We start from the raw sequence: 22,318 nt of genomic DNA, 5'->3' as shown, positions 1-22,318 counted from the left end.
AGGCTATTGGCCGCTATCTGCGTTCAGAACCGCTGACACCACACCCTGATGCTTTCATACGAGTGGATTACGCCCCGTTCGGCCAAAAGATCGTCGAGATCGCGCAGGCTCGGGCCAAACCGATGGTACGCCCCAGATGGCATAACAGCTGATGGACCGAGGGAACTGGAAGCCCTTCAGGCGAGGCTGTGAAACTTGGCTGCGAGATACGCGAGGTAGGGCGCAGTGTCGTGCTTGCATTGATCCAATGAAACCAGCAATTCGGTTCTGCTGCGAGACCGGCCATGCCGCCAGATACCCTGCCCCAGTGCAGCGCGCAGCAGAGCGGGATCCGATGCATCCGCCTCAGAACCGGTCTGACGCAGATGCTTCAGGACCTGCGCCGCCGTCGCATTCCCGATCGTATAAGTCGGAAAAGATCCCATATACCCATGCGACCAGTGCACGTCCTGCAGGCACCCCATCGCATCGCTTGGCACCTTGAGCCCCAGATCGGCTTGGATGGCCTCGTTCCAGGCCGCAGGCAGGTCGGCGACCGAAAGGCTGCCCTCCATCAAGGCCATTTCCAATCTAACGCGCAGCATGATGTGGAGATCATAGGTCAGTTCATCTGCCTCGACCCGGATGAAACCAGGCTCCACCCGGTTAACTGCGGCGACAAATTCGTTCTCGGTCACATCGCCGAGTTGCTCCGGAAACAGGTCACGAAGCCGCCCGAAGTGCACCCGCCAGAATGCGGGCGTCCGTCCCACATGATTTTCAAGAAGTCGCGACTGGCTTTCGTGCATGCCGAAGCTGGTGCCCGCCACGGCGTAAAGCCCTATCAGATCAGTGGCGTGGACTCCCCTCGTGAGCTCGGAACCCGCGCCCTGTTCATAGAGCGCATGGCCGACCTCGTGAATGGTGCCGAAGATCGACATCGGCAGATAATCGGCCCGCCAGCGCGAGGTAATGCGAACATCACCGCTGGTCTGGCTGATCTCGAAGGGATGCACGGCCGTGTCCAGCCGCCCGCGGGTAAAGTCGTAGCCCAGCCATTCAGCAATTTCATGTGCGAAGACCTTCTGGATCTCGGGCTGGAAGTGACGATAGAGAAAATCGGTTCGTGGGGGTGGTCGGCCAAGAGCCTGATCCAGAAGAGGCCTGATGCCGTCCCGCAATTCGTTAAAATACGCATCCAAGGAGGCGGCTGTCTCACCCGGTTCGAACACGTTCACCATGGCGTCGTAGGGATGCGCATCATAGCCGACGGCCTCGGCCGTTTCCCGACAAAGATCTACCATACGTTCAAGATAAGGCTGGAACATCTTGAAATCGGACGCTGCGCGCGCCTCGGCCCATACCGCTCCGGCAAGCGCACTGCCTTCAGCGCGGCGGCGCAACAGATCCGCGGGCATGCGGGAATGATAACTCTGGGCATCAAGGACGGTGGCACCGGCGCGTGCGGTCAGATCATCGCTGCTTTCGGCGGCCTCGAGCGCGGCGTCACGCAGGGCCGGATCTAGGATCATTCCCCGCGCCAACCCTTTGAGCGTTGCAATCTGATGGCCCCGCGTTTCTGCTCCTCCGCGTGGCATCATCACCCGAGCGTCCCATTCAAGCGCGTTTACAGCGCAGAGCACATCGTTGATGGGGCCGATCAATTTCTGCAGCGTATCGCTCATGCGGCTTCAACTCCTGTTCCGCCGTCGTGAAGGTGACAAGCTACATCACGTCCGACAGTTGTACCCCTCAGTCTCGGCACCTCGGCGCGGCATCGCGGGCCTGCCAGCGGACAGCGCGGATGGAAGGCGCATCCAGATGGAGGATTCAGCGGTGACGGGATTTCGCCCTTGATGGGATTGAACCGCGCGCGCCCGGTGCCCAGCGTGGGGACAGAGGCGAACAGCGCCTCCGTGTAGGGATGCAGCGGCTTGTCATAGAGCACGCTGGCATCCGCCAGCTCGACCACACGTCCCAGATACATGATCGCCACACGGTCACAGACATGGCGTACCACAGACAGGTCATGGCTGATGAACAAAGCTGTCAGACCCAGGTCGCGGCGCAGATCGGTAAAGACATTCAGCACCTGCGCCTGAATGGACACGTCGAGCGAAGCAACCGCCTCGTCCAGTACCAGAACTTCAGGATTCATCGCCAGCGCGCGGGCGATGGCGATGCGCTGCCGCTGACCGCCCGAAAACTGGTGCGGATAGCGATCCACATAGGTGGCCTCAAGCCCGACCTGTTCCAACAACTCTCTGGTGCGCGCACGCACCTCAGGAGCCTTAGCCAGATGGTTCAGGCGCGGGCCTTCGCCAATCGTCTCACCCACTTTCATGCGCGGATTCAGGCTGGCGAACGGGTCCTGATGGATCATCTGCACCTTGGTGGTCAGCTTTTGTGTCCGTCCGCCGCGTTCCTGCGCCACGGGCTGCCCGTCCAGCGTCACACTGCCCTCAGTTGCGGCATAGATGCCCGATGCGATGCGCCCAAGGGTGGACTTGCCGCAACCGGATTCCCCGACGATGCCCAAAACCTCGCCCCGCTGGACCGACAGGTTCACATCCGTCAGCGCATGCACCGTCTCTACACCGCGCCCACCGGTCAGCCGCGCCAGGCCGCGCTGAATCAGGCCAAGGTCGCGGGTAAAGCGTTTCGACACGTGGTCGATCTTCAGCAGGGGCTCGCTCATGCCTCTTCCTCCAGCGGGTGATGGCACAGGACACGCCGCTCTCCCCGCGCCGCATCGGGAGGATCGGTGCGGCAAAGGTCGGTTGCATGGGCGCAACGATTGCGAAAGGCGCATCCAGAGGGAAGTTGCGACAGCTGCGGCGTCGACCCCGGAATCTGCGGCAGCTTGCGCCCCGGTTCGTGCAGAGATGGAACCGACTGGATCAGCCCGTGGGTGTACGGATGACACGGGTGGTTGATCACCTGATCGGCAGTGCCGCGTTCAACGATGCACCCGGCATACATGACGCAAATGTCATCAGCGAGAGAGCTCACAACCGCCAGATCATGGGTGACCCAGACAATGGCGGTGCCGGTGTCATCGGCCAGACGGCGCACCTCTGCCAGGATCTGACCCTGTATCGACACATCCAGCGCCGTCGTCGGCTCATCTGCAAGGATGACCGCCGGACGATGCAGCAAGGCTGTTGCGATGGCCACGCGCTGGCGCATACCACCAGACAGCTGATGGGGATAGGCCTGCAACCGTTCAGTCGGCGCCGGGATGCCAACGATGTCAAGCGCGTCACGCGCCCGCTCCCAGGCAGCCTTTTTCGACACGCGATCATGCACCTGTACAGCCATGGCCATCTGATCGCCAACGCGCAGAACAGGATTCAGCGTCATCATCGGATCCTGAAACACCATCGACACACGCCGCCCGCGCATTTTGCGCTGCGCTTCAGGTGTCATTTGGCGCATATCCTCGCCTTCGATCCGCACAGATCCGGCAGAAATCTCGCCCGGGGCGTCAATCAGGCCCATGATGGAAAATGCGGTGACACTCTTGCCGGATCCACTTTCCCCCACAAGGCCCATGATCCGCCCCGGTGCAACCGAAAAGCTGACGTTGTTGACTGCAGTCACATACCCCTTGCGGGTGGCAAAACGCGTGGTCAGGCCACGAACCTCCAGCGCAGGGATCATCGGGCGTTCCTTGGGTCCAGGACAGTGCGGACCTGATCGCCGACCAGGTTGATGGCGACGACGGTGACCATAAGGAAGACCCCCGGATAGATCGACAGCCAGTAGCGGTCTGAGTGAATGTATTTGAACCCATTCGAGATCAGAGAGCCAAGCGAGGGTTCGGTCAGTGGCAGGCCCACACCCAGAAAGCTGAGCGTTGCCTCCAGCGCGATGGCGCTGGCGACCTGCACCGTTGCCACGACGATCAGTGGCGGCAGGACGTTGGGCAGAAGATGTGCGAACAGCACGCGCGAGGTGGGCAGTGGGGTTGATTGCGCCGCCTCGATGTAATCCTTACCGCGCTCGACGGTGGCGGCACCATGCGTGGTGCGCGCGAAATAGGCGTATTGCGCAACGACCAGCGCGCCGATGATCTGCGGCACGCCCTGCCCCAGCACCGCGACCAGCACCAGCGCCAGAAGGATCGCAGGCATCGACAGTTGCAGATCGACAATACGCATCAAGACCGTTTCGACCCAGCCGCGGAAATAGGCGGCGCACAGCCCGATTGTGACACCGATCAGCAGCGCCAGCGCCCCGGCGCTCAGCCCGATGATAAAGCTGGTCTGCAAGCCATAAAAGATGGCCGACAGCATATCGCGACCGGCATTGTCGGTGCCAAGGATATGAACATAGCCACCTGACCCGATGTCGCCCGGGCGCAGAAAGGCATCCAGCCAGTCCAGCGCTGCCATGTCATAGGGATCCTGTGGTGAGACAAGCGGCGCGCCGAAAGATACGAAAAGCAGCACAAGGATCACGACCAACGCGACGACGGCGATGGGCGAACGGCAATAGTCGGACCAGAAGTTGCGCAGGCGTGTGATGCGCGTCTCAATCGGCGGGGCCGATGGCACGGTCAGAACGTTGTCATGCACAATGCCAGGCATCATTTGCCCCCTTTCAGCCGCACTCGCGGGTCAAGGCGGGCGTAAACGATATCGACGCTCAGGTTGATCTGCACGAACAGGATCACGACCATGATCAGGTAGGACACCATCACCGGGCGATCGAGCTGCAGGATGGAATCGATGATCAGCTTGCCCACTCCGGGCCAGGTAAAGACACTTTCAGTGACCACGGCAAAGGCCAGCGTGGACCCCAGTTCCAGACCAAAGACTGTAACAATCGGTATCGAGATGTTGCGCAGAATATGGCGAAAGACGATCTGACCATCGGGCAGACCCTGTGCACGGGCGAATTTGACGTAATCGGTGTTCATCGCCTCGACCATACCGGCCCGCGACAGGCGGATCAGCAGACCCATCTTGAAAAGCGATAGGTTGATCGCGGGCATGATCACATGGCTCCAGCCGTTTGCGGTGGCCAGCGACGTGGGGATACCGAAAATCGTGCCAACCTCACCACGCCCGCCCGACGGCAGCCAGCCCAGATTGACCGCAAACAGCATGATCAACAGCATGCCGATCCAGAAGGTCGGCACGGAAAAGCCCAGCACCGAAAGCGCCATGATCGCTTTGGCGGCGATCCCGTTCGGGCGGTAACCGGCATAAAGGCCTGCCGGAATTCCGATCACCGTGGCGATGACAACCGAAACCAGAACCAACTCTAACGTGGCCGGCAGCCGCGAAAACACCAGATCGACCACCGAGATGTTATAGACCATGGATTTGCCAAGGTCGCCTTGGGCGACATTGCCAAGGAACGTCAGATATTGACGCCACAGCGGTTGGTCCAGACCGTATTGCCGGATCAGGTTATCGCGAATTTCGGCGGTGGCGCCCGGATCGATCAGGACGTCGATGGGGTTGCCAATGGCATAGACACCGACGAAGACGATGATCGACATGGCAAAAACAACGATAATCGCCTGAAACAGGCGTTGCGCAAGAAAGCCAAACATCATGCCTCCGAAGTAACGTTGGGAATGCGCACCGGGGCGCAAGGCGGCCGCGCCCTGTCTGAAAGGGCGCGGCCAGTGGCCGGATTACTCTGGCGTGATTTCATAGGCACGGGTTTCCTGATCCGTGCGCGGCGCAAAGTCGAGCGTACCGGCCTTTGAGGCCCAGACGCTTTGCAGAATCACGGTCGGGATCAGCGCGCGGTCTTCCATGGCAATCACAGACGCATCTTCATAGAGCTTCTCGCGCGCATCGGCGTCCAGGGTCTGGGTGCCTTCACCAAATACCGTGTCGAACTCTGCATTGGAGTACCCAGTGCGGTTGAAGTTGCCAAAGCCTTTCTCGGCATCCTTGGTGTGCACCAAAGCGCCATAGGTATAAGCAGCCTCACCCGTCAGGGTGCCCCATGCGGACATGGTCATGGTGTATTCCTCGCGCGCGGCGGCGGGGAAGAAGACTGTGCCGTTCAAAGCCTGGGCATTCACCTTCAGACCCAGTCGCGACCACATCTGTGCCAGCGCCTCGCAGACCACGGCATCGCCTGGAACGCGGTTGTTGGTGCAGGTAAAGTCAATTTCGAACCCATCGGGATAGCCCGCTTCGGCCAACAGGGCCTTGGCCTGCTCGATATCGTAGGGGCGCACGCCAAGCGCGTCGGAATAGCCAAAGAATCCTTCAGGCATCAGCTGATTGGCAGGGGTTCCCAGCCCTTCAAGCACGATATTGACCAGCACGTCGCGGTTGATGGCCAGATCCAGCGCTTTGCGTACGCGCAGATCCTGCAGCGGATTTCCGTCAACGGGTTCACCGTTCAGGGTGATCGGCTGCGGCTCTTCATCCTTCACATTGGGGGCGATGTTCAAGATGTAGATTGAATCGGCAACAAACGTTTCCAAATCACTGTCGTTCTTCATCGACAGGTAATCGGTGGCCGGAACATAGTTGATAAGATCCACCTGCCCAGATTTAAGCGCCGCCACGCGGGCGGCATCATCCGGAATCTCCTTGCGGGTCACGGTTTCCCAGGCGGGCTTATCGCCCCAGTAGTCATCGAACCGTTCCAGCACCATGTCACCTTTGGGCTGCCAAGAGACGAACTTGTAAGGGCCGGTGCCGATCGCCTTTTCACCCGAGTTGAACTCTTCGTTGCGGGCCTCCATGCCGGTTTCCGAAGGCACGACGAACAGACGGGTAAAGTCGTTGGGCAGCGACGGGGCCTTGCCCTTTGTCTTTACGCGCAAAGTATAGTCATCGACCACTTCGACGCTGTCCACGAATTTGGTATAGAGCGTCATCGACATCGGGCCGGTGACTTCGGGGATACGCTCGATCGAGAATTTGACATCTTCGGCTGTAAAGGGCGTGCCGTCATGGAAGGTCACGCCCTCGCGCAGCTTGAACTCCCATGTCGTGTCATCCACCGCGTCCCAGCTCAGCGCCAGACCGGGCTTGAGCTGCAATGTCTCATCAACATCAACAACGGTGTCATAGACATGGCGCAGGGCTTCGGCTTGACTGCCAAGGGTCGACCAATGCGGATCAATAGAGTCGGGACCAGCCCGCAACCCGATGGTCAAATCCTGCGCTGTGGCGGGCATGGCCACCAAAAGCGCAACCGCTGCGACAGCGGATTTCAAAAGCGTCCTGGTCATTTTCGACTCCCTGATAGTGTTATTATGTTTTGATACAGTAAGAGGCGCATTTACAAAGCGTCAAGAAATTTTGTGGCGCCAAAGGCTGTAGACGGGGTAATCTTTGCTTTATATGCTCCATAAAAAGGCATAGCGTTACTGATAAGTGTAACAGGACTTAAAGGACGTGGCACAATTGGACCCTGCGATTGAACGCATCATCAGCGCCATAGACCCGCAAGCAAACGTATCCGTGTCGGCCCAGTTGCGCGGTGCGCTGGAGTTCGGCATCGCGTCCGGCGACATAGCTGCGGGTCAGAAACTGCCCTCGGTCCGTGCCTTGGGAAAACACCTCGGCATCTCGCCGGTGACCGTGTCATCTGTCTATGCCGCCCTGCAATCCGCAGGCCATATAGAAGGGCGTGCCGGCTCGGGCACCTTTGTGGGTGCCTCTGCGAATCTCACGCCCCGTGACACTCTTTTGCGCGTCGATGCCGCGATTGCCGATCTGATCCGGCTGGGGCAGTCCTGCGGCATGGGGCCCTCAGATCTGGCGTTGCGGATGTCCATGGTCCAGTCTTGTCCCCCGCAGGCCGCGCATCTTCTGATGGTCGGCAATTTTCATGACGCCACCGAATCCTACGCCGCCGACATCCGCGCTCACCTTGCCGAGGGCGATACCGTGACTGCGATAACTCTGGATCAGATCGAACACGGCCTACCGCAGGGTATCGACATGATCATAGCACCCCGCACCCTTTTGCCGCGCCTGCGCGAAATCGCGCCCCATGCCACACTGATCGGCCTGACCCTTATCCCGAACGAGGCAACGCGCATCGCGCTGGCCACCATCCCCCCCGAAGCGAAAGTGGCGGCTTATTCCTATTTCCCCGGTTTTGCGCCGATCATGAAGGCAGGAATCAAGCGCTTCGCGCCCCATGTGCCGGATCTCACTATGGTTCTGCGCGACGATCCGGACGAAGATGCGCGCATCGCGTCGGCCGAGGTTCTGATCTATGCAACCGGTGCCGATTATCTGCGGGAACGGCTACGACCCGGCCAGATTGCATTTGAATACCGTCACACCCCAGACCCACAGGCGATCCGGTCAGAACTGTTGCCAGCCGTCACCGCCGCCCGCCGCCCCCTGCCCCGTCAAAAGGATATCACCGAATGAAAATATCAGACTCCAACTGGTTTGACGTCGAGGAATACCTCAAGACCGATGATCGCGCCGTCCTGCCACTTGGATCGACAGAACAACACGCCTATTTGTCGCTTTCGGTTGACTCGATCTTGTCCGAAAAGGTCGCGGCCGACGCCGCCGCACCTTTGGGCATCCCGGTCTTTCCTGCCGTGCCCTATGGGCTGACCCCTTATTTCATGGGCTTTCCGGGTACGGTTTCGCTCAAGCTCACGACCTATGCAAGCGTTGTGCGCGACATCCTCGACAGTCTCTACGCTACCGGGTTCCGCCGGATCCTGATCGTCAATGGCCACGGCGGCAACAGTCCGGTGCAACCCGTCACCGCCGAATGGATGGAGGCGCATGACGGCGCCCGGTGCCGGTTCCACGATTGGTGGCGCGCCCCGAAAACATGGGAGGCCGTGCAACAGATCGACCCTGTGGCCAGCCATGCCAGCTGGATGGAGAATTTCCCTTGGACGCGCCTTCCGGGACGCGAAATGCCCACCGCGCAAAAGCCGTTTGTGCCGTTCGACCGCCTGCGTGACCGCAACGCTGAAGGCGTGCGCGAACTGATCGGCGACGGCAATTATGGCGGGGTCTATCAAAAGCCAGATGAGGTGACCGACCGACTGTGGGAAACCGCTGTCGCGGAAACGCGTGCCCTGCTCGAAGGCGACTGGGCGTGAACACTCCGATCCTTATCTGGGGTGCCGGGGCCATCGGCGGGGTCATCGGCGCCACGCTGGCCCGCGCGGGTCATGCGGTGCACATGGTCGATGTGGTCACGGATCACGTGATCGCCATACGCGGACCCGGGTTGCAGATCGAAGGCCCGGTCGATGCGTTCACCCAAGTGCTGCCTGCTTCGACACCCGATGAGCTTCACGGCCAGTTCGACTGCATCATTCTGGCCGTGAAAGCCCATCATACAGACGCGGCACTGGATATGTGCCTGTCGCATCTTGCGCCGGATGGCTACATAGTATCGGCACAGAACGGGCTGAACGAACGTGTCATAGCAGAGCGGATCGGGACAAACCGCACCGTGGGCTGTTTCGTCAATTTCGGCGCTGACTGGCTGGAACCTGGCCGGATCCTCTATGGCAACCGCGCGGCCGTCGCCGTGGGGGAACTTGACGGCAAGACGACAGACCGCGTGCGCCACATCCATGCACTGCTGTCGCTGGTCGAACCCAATGCGGTGCTGACAGAGAATATCTGGGGCTATCTCTGGGGGAAGATGGGATATGGCGCGCTGCTGTTTTGCACCGCGCTAACCCCGGACAGCATGTCGGACGCCATGGCGCGCCCCGAACACCGCGATGCCTATTGCGCGCTGGGTCAAGAGGTGATGCGCCTTGCTGCCGCCGAAGGCGTATCCCCGCTGGGCTTCAACGGCTTTGACCCCGCAGCCTTCCTGGCCGGAGATAAGGCTGGCATGGACGCCTCTCTCGCACAAATGGTTGCGCATAACAGCAAGACCGCAAAGACCCATTCCGGGATCTGGCGCGATCTGGCCGTGCGCAAACGCAAGACCGAGGTTGACGCGCAAATGGGCGTGATGCTTGAGATCGCGCAGCCGCATGGCCTGCCAATGCCGACACTCGCCCGCATGGTCGCGCTGATCCACCAGATCGAGGATGGCAGTCGTTCGCAATCCTCCGATCTGCCCGGCCTTCTGGTGTCAGCATGAACCTGGATCTGAGCGGCAAGACCTTTGCAGTCACGGGCGCCGCCCAGGGAATCGGCGCATCCATCGTTCACCAGCTTTGCGCTTCCGGGGCGACCGTGGCTGCCATCGACATCGACGCAGAAGGCATGAGCGGTCTGCCCGCCACGCTTCACACCGCCGACCTGGGGGATCGTGCCGCGGTGGCCGAGGTTTTCGCCCAGATCACACAGACACACGGATGCATTGACGGTCTTGTCACTGCCGCCGGCGGCGTGCGCGGTCAGGTGGGTCGCCCGATCGAGCAGATCGACACCGCCGACTGGCAGGCCATCTTTGCAGCCAATGTGCATGCCGCGATGTGGTGCGCGCAGGCCGCAGCGCCCCATCTGAAGGCGCAGAAATCAGGGCGGATCATCACCATTTCTTCCGGCGCGGGGCTGCGCCCCACCCTCACCGGCATTCAGGCCTACGCCGCGGCGAAACACGCGCTGGTGGGGCTGACGAAACAGCTTGCGCTGGAACTTGGCCCCTTTGGGATCACTGTAAATTCGGTTGCGCCGGGGTTTGTGCTGTCCAACCCGTCCAGCCGCAAACAGTGGGATGCCTTCGGACCCGAGCGGCAGAAACAGATTGTTGAGGCAACCCATATGCGCCGCCTTGGCGATCCGCAGGACATAGCAGATGCAGTCACCTTTCTGGCCAGCGAACGCGCCGGCTGGATCACTGGCCAGATTCTAAGCGTTGACGGAGGACACGCATGAGCGAACCACATGACTGGGACGAATCCACCTGGCGCACCCGCGTCGAACAGGTCCGCGCCGGGCGCAACCTTCTGCCACAAAGCTGGCCGAACGGTGCCCGCTGCGCCGTGGCGCTCAGCTTTGACAGCGATCACGAAACCAATGAATTGCGCGACGGCGCGACCAGTCTCGCCCGGCTCAGCTGGGGGGAATACGGCGCGCGCCGGGGCATCCCGCGCATCAGGCACGTTCTGGACAAGCACAGTGCCAAGGCCAGCTTTTTCGTCCCCGCCGTGTCCGCCCTGCTGCACCCCGAAGAACAGCGCATGCTGGCAGACGAGGGGCACGAGATCGGGCTGCACGGCTGGATCCACGAACGCAACACGCAAGTGCCCCCAGCCGTGGAACGCGACCTGATGCTGCGGGCCTCTGACATGCTGGAGCGGTTGACCGGCATCCGTCCTGTAGGCATGCGCACCCCGTCCTGGGATTACAGCGACGCCACTTTGTCCATCGCGCGCGAGATGGATCTGCTTTACGACAGCTCTCTCTTTTCGGATGACGACCCCTACGAGATCCTGGATCGTGGCCAGCCCACAGGTATCGTGGAGCTGCCTGTTGAATGGATCCGCGACGATGCGGTCTATTTCATGATGAACCGCCACGGCGCGCAGCGCCCCTATACCCCGCCAGAGGCAGTTCTGGACATCTTTCGACGCGAATTTGACGGCGCGCGCGACGAAGGCGGGCTGTTTTTGCTCACCATGCACCCACATGTAACGGGCTATCGTTCTCGCATCTTTATACTTGACGAGCTGCTGTCGCATATTCGTGCCACAGGCGATGCCTGGATCGCGACCCATGCAGAAATAGCGCAATACTGCGCGGACCAGGCACAACTGAAGGGACCACGATGACCTATGCCCTTGCCATCCACGGCGGTGCCGGTACCATTCTGAAATCCTCCCTGACCCCCGCAAAGTCAGCGGCCTATCATGAGGCGCTTGCCCGTGCGGTCACAGCGGGCGAGACGATCCTGCGCGACGGCGGCAGCGCACTTGACGCCGTCATAGCATCGGTCTGCGTGCTTGAGGATGAACCGCTGTTCAACGCGGGACGCGGCGCAGTCTTCACCAGCGCGGGCGTTCAGGAAATGGACGCCGCCGTCATGGATGGCCGCGATCGCCGCGCTGGCTCTGTCGCGGGAATATTTGGCCCGCGCAATCCCATCCGTCTTGCACGTGCCGTGATGGAAAAGACCGATCATGTCTGCCTCATAGGTCCCAATGCGTTGCAACTGGCGCGCGACACCGGGCTTGCCTTCGCTGACACCAACTATTTTTTCACGCAGTCCCGCTGGGACGCGCTTCAGGAAATGCTCGCGCTGCGGGCACGTGGCGAAGTAGCGGATGATCCGGCCTTGCGGCACGGAACCGTGGGCGCCGTGGCATGCGACTGCAACGGCCACCTTGCTGCGGCAACCTCGACCGGCGGGATGACAGGCAAGGCGCCCGGGCGCGTCGGCGATACCCCGATGATCGGGGCAGGCACCTTTGCCGATGATGCAACCTGCGCCGTCTCTGGCACCGGCCACGGAGAGATATTCATCCGCTGGACCGCTGCGTGCGAAATTGCGGCACGGATGCGCCATGCCGGCGAGACGCTGGAACAGGCCGCACAGCATGTGGTGATGAAGGACCTAGCCGACCACGACGGATCTGGCGGCGTCATTGCAGTGGACAGGGACGGCAACCTTTCCCTGCCCTTTAATTGCGAGGGCATGTACCGAGGCTGGGTGCGCAGCGGAGAAGAGGCCCGCACAGCCATCCACGCACCTTAGCCTCAATGCGTGCAAATCATTGCGCAGGGACCAAGCCGTCGGCCATTGGCGATCTGACCAAGGCCCGATGGCACAACTGGGCTCTGTCACTCAAATCGATTGGTGTCTGGAATTACCCTTCCCACACGCATTCATCCCACGGATTTTGTGACAGGGTTGCCACGTGTTGTGTGTCCGTTCAGAATCACGATGCGTATCTAAATATCCGCGACCTGCCCCCCTGCAGGAAAATTTGTGTCACCAATTCATCTCGACATCGAACCGCATATAAGTGGATCGAGATGCTTTAATGCTTCATGTTAGGCAACTGGGGGATTGTCAGGTTATTTTATCCGTCCCAGTGTATATCCGTCGGCTACTGTTCAGGCGACCAATGCGGCGGCGCATTTGCTCCAGCAATAGAACGCGTTGGTACAGTTCTGGCAGTAGGAGGTTGCGGTCATCTTGTGGCGGATGGCGCGGAACAGGTTTGCAGTTTCGTAATGGAGTGTCAGAAATCTCTTCGCCTTTCGGGCAGATTTGAAACGATCTTGGATTTTTTCGCGTTTCCGCGTTGGCCTGTGCGATCCTTCGATCCGGTTAATAAAGCCTTTGTACGCTCGGTGATCAACATCCAGCGCGACCTTGCGCAGGGCTGCACCGTAACTGCGCAATGATGACTCGCGGTTTGCCGCAGCGGGCGACCAGTCCGGCAATGAAGCGCTTTGCCGCCCGCTCATTCCGCCTCGATTGAAGCGGAATGTCGAGAACTTCGCCGTTACTGTCCACTGCGCGCCACAGCCAGTGCTTTACCCCGCGGATCAAGATCAGACTTCATCCAGGTGCCATTCATCCGAGGGTTTCTGGCGAGCCCCTATCACTTGTTTTGCGACCTGTGCCCCGAATTTCTCGACCCATGCTCGGATCCTGCGCGATACGACGGGGTCGGCTTACCGGGCGGGACGGCTTGCCCATATAGGCTGGGACATTTAGACCGCCGGACAGAGCGACGGCACACAGATGAGGCCGCACGCAGGCTTTGTCCGGAACCCGGGCGAATGGAAGCAGGGGAAACCATATGACAATCTCAGTCGCGATCATCGGCCTTGGGATCATGGGGCGCAGAATGCTGGAGCAGATGCAAACGCATGCCGCATACACGCCTGTGGCACTGTGGGACCCGGATGCAGAAGCCTGCAAGATGGCCTGGGCCCTAGCGCCAGATGCCAAAGTCATGGCCTCGGCCGAAGAGGCGATTGCTGCGGCGGATCTTGTCTATCTCGCCTGCCCTCCCGTGCCGCGCAAGGCCTTTGCGCTGACGGCTGCCGCGCAGGGCAAGGCGGTGTTTCTCGAAAAACCGCTTGGGGTGGACATCACGGAAAGCGAAGACCTCGTATCTCGGCTAAAGGCCTATGGCGTTCCCGCTGCGGTCAACTTTACACAAGCTGCCGGTGACGCGCTGCAGGGTGTGTCCGACTCTGCACGTGCAGGCGCATTGGGCAGCCTTGTCGGGGTGGACATTGTTCTGAGCTATGCGGCCTGGCCCCGCGCCTGGCAGAAAGCGGCGGACTGGCTGCGTTTGCGCACAGAAGGCGGCATGAGCCGAGAAGTTCTGTCGCATTTCCTGTTTTTTTCCGAACGGATCCTTGGCCCTCTCTCCGTCGTCTCGGCCTCTCCCTCCTATCCGGCGGACCCGCAGCTTTGCGAAACCCAAATGCTCGCACGGCTTGAGACGGCAGAGGGCCTTCCCGTGACGGTGATGGCCAGCGTCGGTGGCGCTCAGCCGGACCGGCAGGAACTGACGATCAAGGGAACCCTGACCAGTCGGCGCATCACAGACTTTTACATTGATGCTGTCTCGGATGGCGGCCCCTTTACCGAAATCGCCGAACGTCCTGCTGATCCGCGCGCCGTCAGCCTCGGGGCGCAGCTCGATGATTTGCTGCTGTGCATTGCCGGGGCCCCTCACCGCCTTGCAACCCCCGAAGAAGCACTGCGCGTGCAGAAGCTGATCGAAGCCATGCTGGCAGGAAAGAACCACAGCGCGGTCTGAGCTTGTAGCTGACCCAAAAATTGCCGGTCAGAGCCCCCGCTTGCCGCCAGGGAGGTGTCGGCATCGCCAAAGTGTTGGTTGCGTGGTGGAGGCAGGCGGCAATCGTTAGATTACGCCCACATCTCCGCAATGTAACCGACCCAGAGGCTGAAGGCGTCAGCTTGGTATTGGCGGCGCCGTATTGCACGGATCAAGACCAACTCTGAACACGCCCTCTCCGAGACGGTTTGCAGGCCGTGCGTTCGAAAATGGGCTGAAAAGGCTACTCGACATGACGCGGGCCTTGGTCTCATCGCGACATAACGAGATGACAAAGCCGGTTATTGTCCCGGTTCACGCGCCCCGCAGCAAATCCTGAACGACAGACGGTCTTTTGGCGATCAGAGCCAGCAGAACCTGAGCGGGGCCCGTCGGGTGTCTGCGCCCATGTTCCCAGTTCAGCAGCGTGCCCTTTGCCACTCCGATGCTCTTGGCGAACTCCGCCTGCGAAAGGCCGGTCCTTTGGCGAACTTCAGCCACATCAACGTCGGCCACCGCCACTTCATGTACCTTGGCACCGGACAAATCGCCATTCGCGAATGCCAGCGCATCTTCCAGACCCTTGGACACCGATTCAAATGCACTCACGTTGCGTCTCCATACTTTGCGACAAGCGCTTTGCTCATCTCCACCGCCGCCGCCTGTTCGGTCTTCGACAAGTTGGCATTTTCGTTCTTCGCGAAGACCGTGATCAGAAAAATCGGCATGTGGGTTCCGCCAAACACATATATCGTCCTGAAGCCGCCGCTCTTTCCGCCCCCGTCTCTTGGGATGCGGACCTTGCGAAGCCCCCCACCAAGAGAGATGCCAGCCTCGGGATTGGCGGCAACATAAGTGATGGCAGCCTCGCGCTCCTGATCAGACATGATTGCTTTGGCACGCCTCTGGAACTCTGGCAGTTCGACCACTGTTTGCAATCGCGTCATTGTTGGTCACCATGTATGCTTCATCGGCTTATATGTCAATGACGTATAGGCTGCGCGTGCGAAGGGCAAGACGACATCTGACGCGAAAAGCAATCCGAACGCTCAGTCCTCGCAGCAACTGCCCGTGCCAGCATGGCCGCCGTCGGCGTCACCCGACAGATTGATCTTGGCCAGAGTTTCGCCGGATTGTCGCGTCGCGTGAACAGATGGCCGCATTGTATGACATGCTGGTCGCCGCTCTTGGCCCGGACACAAAGGTTGGCTTCGCTACCCCCCTCTCTTGCCGAAAGAATCTGTTGTAACCGGCCGATTGCGCGATTCCCGCGCCATACGGGGATGAGCCCGCTAAAACCGGCACATCCCTCGGAATGTCACCAGAAGCCGAAATTTCTTTTAAAAATATATTTTTCAATGTGTTACATGGAATACTGAACGTGTCACATGAAGACACGGAAAGCAGAATCCCATCTCAATTTCCGTCAGAAATCAGGAAACAGTTGCCAAACGCCCTATCCCTTGGTTTAAGGAACGGAAAATAAAGCGCTGGCGGAAAACAGCGTTCCTGAGCGAGGCGAGGAATAATATGACAGGGCCAGACCCTCTCCAGATAAATACGCGCATTCGTGAGAATGCGCAAAGCCTTGCCTCGGCGCTCGAGCAGCATATGCTGAAGAGCTTTGCGCCTGATGCACGCAAGCAGCTGCGCCTGTTCAGCGCGGGAGAGGCCGCGCAGCTTCTGGGCATCTCCCCCAGCTTTCTGCGCAAGCTGCATTTCGAGGACCGCGTGGCTGATGTCCACACCAGCCCCGGCGGGCGCAGACACTATTCCGTGGCGGATATGAACGCCATCCGCACAGTTTTGGAAGGCACCGCCAAGACCCAGGGCAGTTATCTGTCAGGGCGTCGGCCGGGCGACAAGGTGCAGGTGTTGTCCTTTCTCAACTTCAAGGGAGGCTCGGGCAAGACGACATCGGCGATCCATGCCGCACAACGTCTGGCGCTCAAGGGCTATCGCGTGCTGGCAGTCGATATTGACCCGCAAGCCTCGATGACCACGCTGTTCGGATACCAACCTGAATTCGACTTTCTGCATTCCGGCTCGATCTATGATGCGATCCGCTATCAGGACCCCCTGCCCTTTTCGCAAATCATCCAGAAGACCTATTTCACCGGATTGGATCTGGCCCCCGGCGGATTGTACCTACAGGAATTCGAGCACGAGACGCCCCAAGCGCTGCGGCACAACGTCCAGCCGCCCTTTTACGCCCGCATGGCCGCCGCCCTGCAAGAGGTTGAGGCCGATTATGATGTAATCATCTTCGACTGCCCGCCGCAGCTTGGCTATCTCACCATGGCAGCGCTCTGTGCGTCGACCGGGGTGCTGATCACTATTGTCCCGAACATGCTCGACGTCGCCTCAATGTCGCAGTTTCTGCAGATGAGCGCGGATCTGCTCGATGTGGTCTCGAACGCCGGAGCGCAGCTCGAACTGGACTTCCTGCGCTTCCTGATCAACCGCTATGAACCGTCGGACGGACCACAGCAGCAGGTCGTCGCCTTCCTGAGGCAGCTTTTCGGAGCAGAGGTCATGGTGGCGCCCATGCTCAAATCCACAGCGATTTCCGACGCAGGGCTGACGCAACAGACCGTCTACGAGGTCGAACGCAATGCGTTTCACCGCAACACCTACGACCGTGCAGTGGACTCCCTGAATGCTGTGAATGATGAAATCGAAATGCTGATACAACAGGCCTGGGGGCGCTGAAATGGCTCGTCGCGGAATTCTGACACCTTCCACAGAACCTGCAGCCCCGCGCAGGCACGCCCCCCCCGCCGCCCCACGCGGGGCGGTAGGCGCGCTGCAAAGTTCACTCTCGCGCCTGCAGGAAAACGCGGTGCAGGACATTGACCCCATGCTGATTGACTCCGCCGGGGTGGTGGACCGTCTGGGAGTGGATGAAACCGCCGATGCACACCTGCTCGAAAGCCTGCGGACCTATGGCCAGCAGGTACCTGTTCTGGTGCGTCCCAACGCGGAAAAGCCTGGCCGCTATCACATCGTCTACGGACGCCGACGGGTGCTGGCGCTGCGCGATCTTGGCCTTCCGGTGAAGGCCATGGTGCGCCACCTCGACGATCACGCTCTGGTGCTAGCTCAGGGTCAGGAAAACACTGCCCGGCAGGATCTGTCCTTCATTGAAAAGGCCAGTTTTGCAGCCCAGCTCGATTCCCTCGGCTACGACCGCCAGACAATCGGGGCAGCTCTTTCGATGGATCTGCCGATGATCAGCCGGATGCTGAAGGTCGGGAAAGCGTTCGAGATCGACTTTCTGCGCCAGATCGGCTCGGCGCCGGGGATCGGTCGCGAGCGCTGGATCACGCTGGCCGACGCGATGGAAAACCCGGACACGCGCGCCTATGTCGCCGAAATGATGACGGTGATGAATTTCATCGAAACCTCGGACGCGCGCTTTGAACAGGTGCTGGCCTGGGCCACTGGTAAAACCCCCGGAGCAAAGGCAGCCCCCGTCCCCGCGCAGACCGCCCGGACGATCCTAAGCCCCGATGGCAGACCGCTGGCCGACATAAAACGCACAGCGCGGGCTCTGACCCTGACCATTCCCACACGCAGCGCCGATGGCTTTGATGCCTGGCTGGAAACCCACGCAGAGGCGCTGCTGCACGACCTTCACGACCGTTGGCAAAAAAACAGGTCGGAAGACTAAAGGCAACCGAGCAGCAAAAGGAGGCACGACAGAAGACAAATAAAAAAGCCCCCAGGACTAGTCCCGGAAGGCTCTCTCATTTCTCGCACTCTTGAGATAGCCGCCCTTCCCCTACCCTGTCAACACTGCCTATTCGGCAGACGGTTTTTTATTGTCTTTCGTGAACTTGTAGATGAAAAAAATGTCCCAAACCGGGTTTGGGCAGTCGGCAGAGGTTTGCACGTCAGCAGACAAATGGGCGCTTTTGGCGACCCTGACAGAAGCCGCGCCCGACATTGGCCTGAACCACCGCACATTGTCTGTACTCAAGGCCTTGCTCAGCTTTTTCCCCGACCGCATACTCCCCGAAGATGCCGGGGCTGCCGTGGTGTTCCCCTCAAACCGCAGCCTGTCCCTGCGCCTGAACGGGATGCCGGAAAGCACCTTGCGCCGTCATCTGGCAACGCTGGTGACACAGGGGATTGTCAGCCGTCAAGACGGCCCCAACCGCAAGCGCTTTGCACGCAGGTATGGGATCCCCTACGGCTTTGACCTAAGCCCGCTAGCACGCACCGCACAAAGCCTGCGTCAGGCCGCTGACAGCGCCCGCGAAAGAGCCGCCCACCTTACCGCCCTGCGCGACAGGCTGGCTCTGCTGCGCGCCCGTCTGCTCGAAGACGAGCGTCTTTCCCCGGATCATCCCCTGATGGAACAAATCCGCCTGACACTGCGACGCAAGGCAGTGGAAACCACCCTGCGCAATCTTATCGAACATGTCGAACCATTGCTGTCCGCTCCGCCTCCCCGCCCCTGTGATACCGCCAAGATGAGCGGCAGAGACGCCCAAAATGAGCGGCACATACAGAGTACGAATAAGAATAAATCTGTAAATAAAGCTATGCCTTTAGAACTTGCTCAGGAAGAGACAGAGATCCCTTTGGAAAACGTCCTGAGACATTGCCATGAATACAAAAGTTATTTCCCCGAAGCGACGCAAAGCTGGCACGGAGTTTGTAGCGTGTCTGATCAATTGCATGGCATGCTTGGGATCACTCGGCCGCTATACATGAGGGCCCAAGCGAAGCTTGGCATCAAGGCAACGGCCGCGGTCATACTGGCAATGCTGGAACGCATGCCGGATATTCGTAAACCAGCAGCTTATTTTCAGGGGCTGATCCAAAGGTTCGATGAGGGTTGTCTCAACCTTAATGCCATGTTCGGGCAGCAGAAAGGACGCAAATTGTCAGCTGACAATTTCTGGCGCCGATAGGGGCTAGGCCTGTCATGACATGCTAACTTCGCTTTGAAATGTCGATTTTCTAAGCGGATATGAGCTGTCCACCCTGCTACAGAACCTCGTCAAAAGTGCACGCCCTAAATGTAATGGCGCGCTACCGACATATCTGCTTAAAGGTTCAGCTGCCTAAATATCCTGAAAGGCCTGACGGACACGGAATCCCGCGGCTTTCGAAGCACTTTACGGATCAGCTCAAGAATAGTGTGATGATCATTCTCCACCAATTGGAGATAAAGCACCGACTTTTAACCTGTCCGCTAAAGCGTATCTGATACCGACCTTCTGTCCTGGATTTTGAAGCAATACCGCCAACGCCAGCTTCAAAATCCAGGACAGAAGATCATGCGGTATTCACTCTCCGCGCACACGCGATTTTACCACAGGTTCAACGTCGTATGGGTCACAATATACCGCTACAAGGTGCTGCAGGGACCGATGCGGGAACGGATCCGCGAGATCATTCGGCAGAACTTCTATGAAATGGGCGACCACATCGTGCGCGGTTTGCTTGCGCGGGACCATGCCCACATATTGCTGTCGATCCAGCTGAAGCTCTCGCTGTCCAATGTCATGCAGAGGATCAAGAGGCGGTCGTCCCGACGTATCCAGATGGAGTTCCTCGAACTGCGTAAGGGCCATTTTAGGATACGCTTTTAGGCGCGTGGGTATTTTTTCGTCACCTCAGACAATGTGCTACCGACAACAGCATCCTGCAGCACCTGGAATTACATTCCGCCAAATGATGCCGCTGGCATCAGAAGGTAGCCTTTCGCCTACCACTTGTTGCGCACGCTGCGTCGTTAACACCGAATGCCAAAAGAGGATTTGATGAAGCGGTGCGTCTGATCGGCGATAGGGACGCGAAATGCAGGCACACGCGCTGGGTCAACACGACAGCACACAGCGCGGGTCATGTCGGTGTGCAGGCCCTCGCTTCTCTCATGATCCCCGTCACTGCGCCGTTAGACGGCCGTATAGTCGATGCGCTATAGCGCCACCGGTCGCAGTTCCATCACCTTGAGCAGATTACTGAACGGTCTCGGGTAGGTCAGGTCTGCAAGTTGAAGGGCCGGGCCGAGCTATAGGAATGTCTCGCTGCCCTGACTCGCGGCAAACATACGATTGGTGGACAGGCGACCAAAGGCGTCACGGATGACACCAGCATCGCCACGCTGTCGGGGGATCAGGTTCACTCTCTGGCTCGCCAACACATGTCAGCGCCGGCGCATGGGGCAGAGGTCTGAGCCCAGTTTGAAGTGTAGGCAAAACCATTCCGGGCAGTAAATCAAGCCGGTTGCCCGCATCTACAGACCTGCGGCGATGGTCAGGCTGACGCGGAAAAGGTCGCGGCGGCGCTGGTAGCGGCGGGTCATCTCGGCGCTGGCATGGCCAAGCTGCTTCTGGACATATCGTTCGTCCACATCTGCACTGCTCGCCAGCCCCGCGCAGACTCTGACTGGAGAAGAGGGCCAGGAGTTCTTTCTCGGTCAGTCCGCCCCGAATACCTGCGTCCAGCACGCAACTCTTGAGCAGCCGCGCCACGTGTTTGTCGCTTAACCTGACCACCAGCGCAGGTTTGCCATCGCGCGAGCTGCGCAAAAAAGACGGGCCAAAGTCGATTCTGGCAAACTGCAGCCACTGCTGCAGGGCGTGAACCGGGCAGGTTTCGTCGGATGGTCCGCGGCCAATCTCGACCTCGCGCTCGCCGGTCTTGGCGTTCAGGGTCAGCAGGGTGCCGCCCTCCAGGATCTCGATCCAGCCGCCAGAGTCCGGCGTGTCGTTCTTGTGCACATCCAGGCATACGATTTCTGATCGGGGCAAGCCCCGGCATAGCCCAGCAACAGGATCGCTCTGTCGCGCAACCCGCGCAGATCAAAGGGCAGTGTGGCGACTATGGCGAGGATGTCGTCGCGCAGGATCGCCTCTTTCTGCACCGGCGGGCTGGCATGGCGGCGCTTGACCCCGGCCAGAATGGTCGCGATGTGGCGGTTTTAGCTATCCAGCGGCAGCCAGTGCGGCGTGAAATTCCTGGTGAGACCGGACAGGCGGCGCTTGATCCTCAACACCCGCAGGGCAGGGTATTGCCCGTGAGCGCCGCAAAATCGGCGATATAGAGGCCGATCATTTCGGATGACGGGGGCAGGGGTCTGTGCCCTTCATCCAGCACCAGCGGGTGAAGCGCCCAGTCCTTGGCATAGGCCATGACCGTTTGGTCCGAGGTAGCGGCCCACGCACAGCCCGGGCGGTGTCAACCAACTTGTCGCGCATGTCAGTGTTTGCCACAAAGGACTGCAGGTTCAGGGGCGCGTCTTAAGATGGGTCTCTCCCGGTGTCTGCATCACCGGAAGGCCCGTCCTATGTGTTTGAGCGTGTTCTTTGTGCATGTCCCGACATGCCGGGACGCTGCGCCGATAATGTCCGATAATGTAAACCTATTGGACATTATTAGACTTCATAAGTTACGGCGGTTTTTTGCGCCTAATCTGCCTAAAAAGGCCGGACTGAAGCATGCAAGGTAGTGTTGCAAACTTTTGCATGAACTTGCGTTTTATACCGGCCTGATCGAGGACGCGTGCTTTCCCCAAAATTTTTCGCCACAACGCCTTGAGACTGCAAGGAACTAAATAGAGCGGCTACACGCGCCTTCCAAGCCAATGTCCTGCTGGGGGAGGGTCATGGAACCTACCAATTCATTCACGGGTTG

At 59.6% G+C, this 22,318-nt stretch carries 19 protein-coding genes and 3 pseudogenes; 11 read left to right on the top strand and 11 right to left on the bottom strand.

Features of this window, described 5'->3' with window-relative positions; translation table 11 throughout:
* Nucleotides 1-26: 26 nt before the first annotated feature.
* From P775_RS06325 to P775_RS06295, 7 genes and pseudogenes are all read right to left on the bottom strand, one after another.
* Nucleotides 27-240: pseudogene (locus P775_RS06325) on the bottom strand (hypothetical protein); the annotation flags it as partial.
* Complete coding sequence (locus P775_RS06320) at nucleotides 177-1,664, bottom strand: gluzincin family metallopeptidase (protein ID WP_099910194.1); 1,488 nt, start codon at nucleotides 1,662-1,664, stop codon at nucleotides 177-179. The gene P775_RS06320 and the pseudogene P775_RS06325, both read right to left, overlap by 64 nt.
* A complete protein-coding gene (locus tag P775_RS06315; protein WP_099910193.1) occupies nucleotides 1,661-2,677 on the bottom strand; it encodes an ABC transporter ATP-binding protein in 1,017 nt (338 codons plus the stop codon). Before P775_RS06315 ends, P775_RS06320 begins: the two co-directional genes overlap by 4 nt.
* Nucleotides 2,674-3,642 (bottom strand): ABC transporter ATP-binding protein, encoded by a 969-nt coding sequence (locus tag P775_RS06310; protein ID WP_099910192.1) that lies wholly within the window; start codon nucleotides 3,640-3,642, stop codon nucleotides 2,674-2,676. The genes P775_RS06315 and P775_RS06310 overlap by 4 nt, the downstream gene beginning before the upstream one ends.
* The gene (locus P775_RS06305; RefSeq protein ID WP_099910191.1) at nucleotides 3,639-4,571 is read right to left on the bottom strand and encodes an ABC transporter permease; all 933 of its coding nucleotides are present in this window, start codon (nucleotides 4,569-4,571) and stop codon (nucleotides 3,639-3,641) included. Before P775_RS06305 ends, P775_RS06310 begins: the two co-directional genes overlap by 4 nt.
* Entirely contained in the window at nucleotides 4,571-5,545 is a 975-nt protein-coding gene (locus P775_RS06300) for an ABC transporter permease (RefSeq protein WP_099910201.1), read from the bottom strand. The genes P775_RS06305 and P775_RS06300 overlap by 1 nt, the downstream gene beginning before the upstream one ends.
* A gap of 84 nt (nucleotides 5,546-5,629) precedes the next feature.
* Nucleotides 5,630-7,195: an ABC transporter substrate-binding protein gene (locus P775_RS06295; protein WP_099910190.1), complete on the bottom strand. Its 1,566-nt coding sequence runs from the start codon at nucleotides 7,193-7,195 to the stop codon at nucleotides 5,630-5,632.
* A 166-nt stretch (nucleotides 7,196-7,361) separates the two neighbouring features.
* On the opposite strand from P775_RS06295, the gene P775_RS06290 reads away from it, so the two are divergent.
* From P775_RS06290 to P775_RS06265, 6 genes are read left to right on the top strand one after another with little or no spacing between them, the layout of a single operon-like run.
* Nucleotides 7,362-8,351, top strand: a complete 990-nt coding sequence (locus P775_RS06290; protein WP_245875594.1) for a GntR family transcriptional regulator — start codon at nucleotides 7,362-7,364, stop codon at nucleotides 8,349-8,351.
* Nucleotides 8,348-9,049, top strand: a complete 702-nt coding sequence (locus P775_RS06285; RefSeq protein WP_099910188.1) for a creatininase family protein — start codon at nucleotides 8,348-8,350, stop codon at nucleotides 9,047-9,049. The genes P775_RS06290 and P775_RS06285 overlap by 4 nt, the downstream gene beginning before the upstream one ends.
* Nucleotides 9,046-10,056, top strand: coding sequence for a ketopantoate reductase family protein (locus P775_RS06280; RefSeq protein WP_218967637.1), 1,011 nt, complete (start codon nucleotides 9,046-9,048; stop codon nucleotides 10,054-10,056). The genes P775_RS06285 and P775_RS06280 overlap by 4 nt, the downstream gene beginning before the upstream one ends.
* Nucleotides 10,053-10,796: an SDR family NAD(P)-dependent oxidoreductase gene (locus P775_RS06275; RefSeq protein ID WP_099910187.1), complete on the top strand. Its 744-nt coding sequence runs from the start codon at nucleotides 10,053-10,055 to the stop codon at nucleotides 10,794-10,796. The genes P775_RS06280 and P775_RS06275 overlap by 4 nt, the downstream gene beginning before the upstream one ends.
* Entirely contained in the window at nucleotides 10,793-11,692 is a 900-nt protein-coding gene (locus P775_RS06270; protein WP_099910186.1) for a polysaccharide deacetylase family protein, read from the top strand. The genes P775_RS06275 and P775_RS06270 overlap by 4 nt, the downstream gene beginning before the upstream one ends.
* Nucleotides 11,689-12,615, top strand: coding sequence for an isoaspartyl peptidase/L-asparaginase family protein (locus P775_RS06265; RefSeq protein WP_099910185.1), 927 nt, complete (start codon nucleotides 11,689-11,691; stop codon nucleotides 12,613-12,615). The genes P775_RS06270 and P775_RS06265 overlap by 4 nt, the downstream gene beginning before the upstream one ends.
* Nucleotides 12,616-13,221: 606 nt before the next feature.
* Here P775_RS06265 and P775_RS29750 read toward each other — a convergent pair.
* The gene (locus P775_RS29750) at nucleotides 13,222-13,383 is read right to left on the bottom strand and encodes a hypothetical protein (RefSeq protein ID WP_425439888.1); all 162 of its coding nucleotides are present in this window, start codon (nucleotides 13,381-13,383) and stop codon (nucleotides 13,222-13,224) included.
* A 289-nt stretch (nucleotides 13,384-13,672) separates the two neighbouring features.
* On the opposite strand from P775_RS29750, the gene P775_RS06255 reads away from it, so the two are divergent.
* A complete protein-coding gene (locus P775_RS06255) occupies nucleotides 13,673-14,647 on the top strand; it encodes a Gfo/Idh/MocA family protein (protein WP_099910183.1) in 975 nt (324 codons plus the stop codon).
* Between the two features lie 333 nt (nucleotides 14,648-14,980).
* Here the strand turns inward: P775_RS06255 and P775_RS06250 are convergent, their stop codons facing one another.
* Together P775_RS06250 and P775_RS06245 are read right to left on the bottom strand one after the other, a co-directional pair.
* The gene (locus P775_RS06250) at nucleotides 14,981-15,274 is read right to left on the bottom strand and encodes a helix-turn-helix domain-containing protein (RefSeq protein WP_099910182.1); all 294 of its coding nucleotides are present in this window, start codon (nucleotides 15,272-15,274) and stop codon (nucleotides 14,981-14,983) included.
* On the bottom strand, nucleotides 15,271-15,612 hold the full coding sequence (locus P775_RS06245) for a type II toxin-antitoxin system RelE/ParE family toxin (RefSeq protein WP_099910181.1): 342 nt from the start codon (nucleotides 15,610-15,612) through the stop codon (nucleotides 15,271-15,273). The genes P775_RS06250 and P775_RS06245 overlap by 4 nt, the downstream gene beginning before the upstream one ends.
* A gap of 583 nt (nucleotides 15,613-16,195) precedes the next feature.
* Between P775_RS06245 and repA the strand changes: the two genes are divergently transcribed.
* The 4 genes and pseudogenes from repA to tnpA all read left to right on the top strand — a co-directional run bounded on the left by repA (nucleotide 16,196) and on the right by tnpA (nucleotide 20,379).
* On the top strand, nucleotides 16,196-17,377 hold the full coding sequence (gene repA, locus P775_RS06240) for a plasmid partitioning protein RepA (protein ID WP_099910180.1): 1,182 nt from the start codon (nucleotides 16,196-16,198) through the stop codon (nucleotides 17,375-17,377).
* 1 nt (nucleotide 17,378) lies between these two features.
* The gene (gene repB / locus P775_RS06235; protein ID WP_099910179.1) at nucleotides 17,379-18,338 is read left to right on the top strand and encodes a plasmid partitioning protein RepB; all 960 of its coding nucleotides are present in this window, start codon (nucleotides 17,379-17,381) and stop codon (nucleotides 18,336-18,338) included.
* A gap of 172 nt (nucleotides 18,339-18,510) precedes the next feature.
* Nucleotides 18,511-19,587, top strand: a complete 1,077-nt coding sequence (gene repC / locus P775_RS06230; protein ID WP_099910178.1) for a plasmid replication protein RepC — start codon at nucleotides 18,511-18,513, stop codon at nucleotides 19,585-19,587.
* A 369-nt stretch (nucleotides 19,588-19,956) separates the two neighbouring features.
* Nucleotides 19,957-20,379, top strand: a pseudogene (gene tnpA, locus P775_RS06225) (IS200/IS605 family transposase).
* 539 nt (nucleotides 20,380-20,918) lie between these two features.
* Here the strand turns inward: tnpA and P775_RS06220 are convergent.
* Nucleotides 20,919-21,882, bottom strand: a pseudogene (locus P775_RS06220) (tyrosine-type recombinase/integrase).
* Nucleotides 21,883-22,318 lie beyond the last annotated feature (436 nt).

Source organism: Puniceibacterium antarcticum, from assembly GCF_002760615.1.
Classification (GTDB): Bacteria; Pseudomonadota; Alphaproteobacteria; order Rhodobacterales; family Rhodobacteraceae; genus Puniceibacterium; species Puniceibacterium antarcticum.
This window is presented reverse-complemented; position numbering and strand designations above follow the sequence as displayed.

What these genes read in the sequence shown, in the direction of transcription:
- P775_RS06320 (WP_099910194.1), bottom strand. Translation starts at nt 1,664, where the DNA reads ATGAGCGATACGCTGCAGAAATTGATCGGCCCCATCAACGATGTGCTC.
- P775_RS06315 (WP_099910193.1), bottom strand. Translation starts at nt 2,677, where the DNA reads ATGAGCGAGCCCCTGCTGAAGATCGACCACGTGTCGAAACGCTTTACC.
- P775_RS06310 (WP_099910192.1), bottom strand. Translation starts at nt 3,642, where the DNA reads ATGATCCCTGCGCTGGAGGTTCGTGGCCTGACCACGCGTTTTGCCACC.
- P775_RS06305 (WP_099910191.1), bottom strand. Translation starts at nt 4,571, where the DNA reads ATGCCTGGCATTGTGCATGACAACGTTCTGACCGTGCCATCGGCCCCG.
- P775_RS06300 (WP_099910201.1), bottom strand. Translation starts at nt 5,545, where the DNA reads ATGTTTGGCTTTCTTGCGCAACGCCTGTTTCAGGCGATTATCGTTGTT.
- P775_RS06295 (WP_099910190.1), bottom strand. Translation starts at nt 7,195, where the DNA reads ATGACCAGGACGCTTTTGAAATCCGCTGTCGCAGCGGTTGCGCTTTTG.
- P775_RS06285 (WP_099910188.1), top strand. Translation starts at nt 8,348, where the DNA reads ATGAAAATATCAGACTCCAACTGGTTTGACGTCGAGGAATACCTCAAG.
- P775_RS06275 (WP_099910187.1), top strand. Translation starts at nt 10,053, where the DNA reads ATGAACCTGGATCTGAGCGGCAAGACCTTTGCAGTCACGGGCGCCGCC.
- P775_RS06270 (WP_099910186.1), top strand. Translation starts at nt 10,793, where the DNA reads ATGAGCGAACCACATGACTGGGACGAATCCACCTGGCGCACCCGCGTC.
- P775_RS06265 (WP_099910185.1), top strand. Translation starts at nt 11,689, where the DNA reads ATGACCTATGCCCTTGCCATCCACGGCGGTGCCGGTACCATTCTGAAA.
- P775_RS06255 (WP_099910183.1), top strand. Translation starts at nt 13,673, where the DNA reads ATGACAATCTCAGTCGCGATCATCGGCCTTGGGATCATGGGGCGCAGA.
- P775_RS06245 (WP_099910181.1), bottom strand. Translation starts at nt 15,612, where the DNA reads ATGACGCGATTGCAAACAGTGGTCGAACTGCCAGAGTTCCAGAGGCGT.
- repA (WP_099910180.1), top strand. Translation starts at nt 16,196, where the DNA reads ATGACAGGGCCAGACCCTCTCCAGATAAATACGCGCATTCGTGAGAAT.
- repB (WP_099910179.1), top strand. Translation starts at nt 17,379, where the DNA reads ATGGCTCGTCGCGGAATTCTGACACCTTCCACAGAACCTGCAGCCCCG.
- repC (WP_099910178.1), top strand. Translation starts at nt 18,511, where the DNA reads ATGAAAAAAATGTCCCAAACCGGGTTTGGGCAGTCGGCAGAGGTTTGC.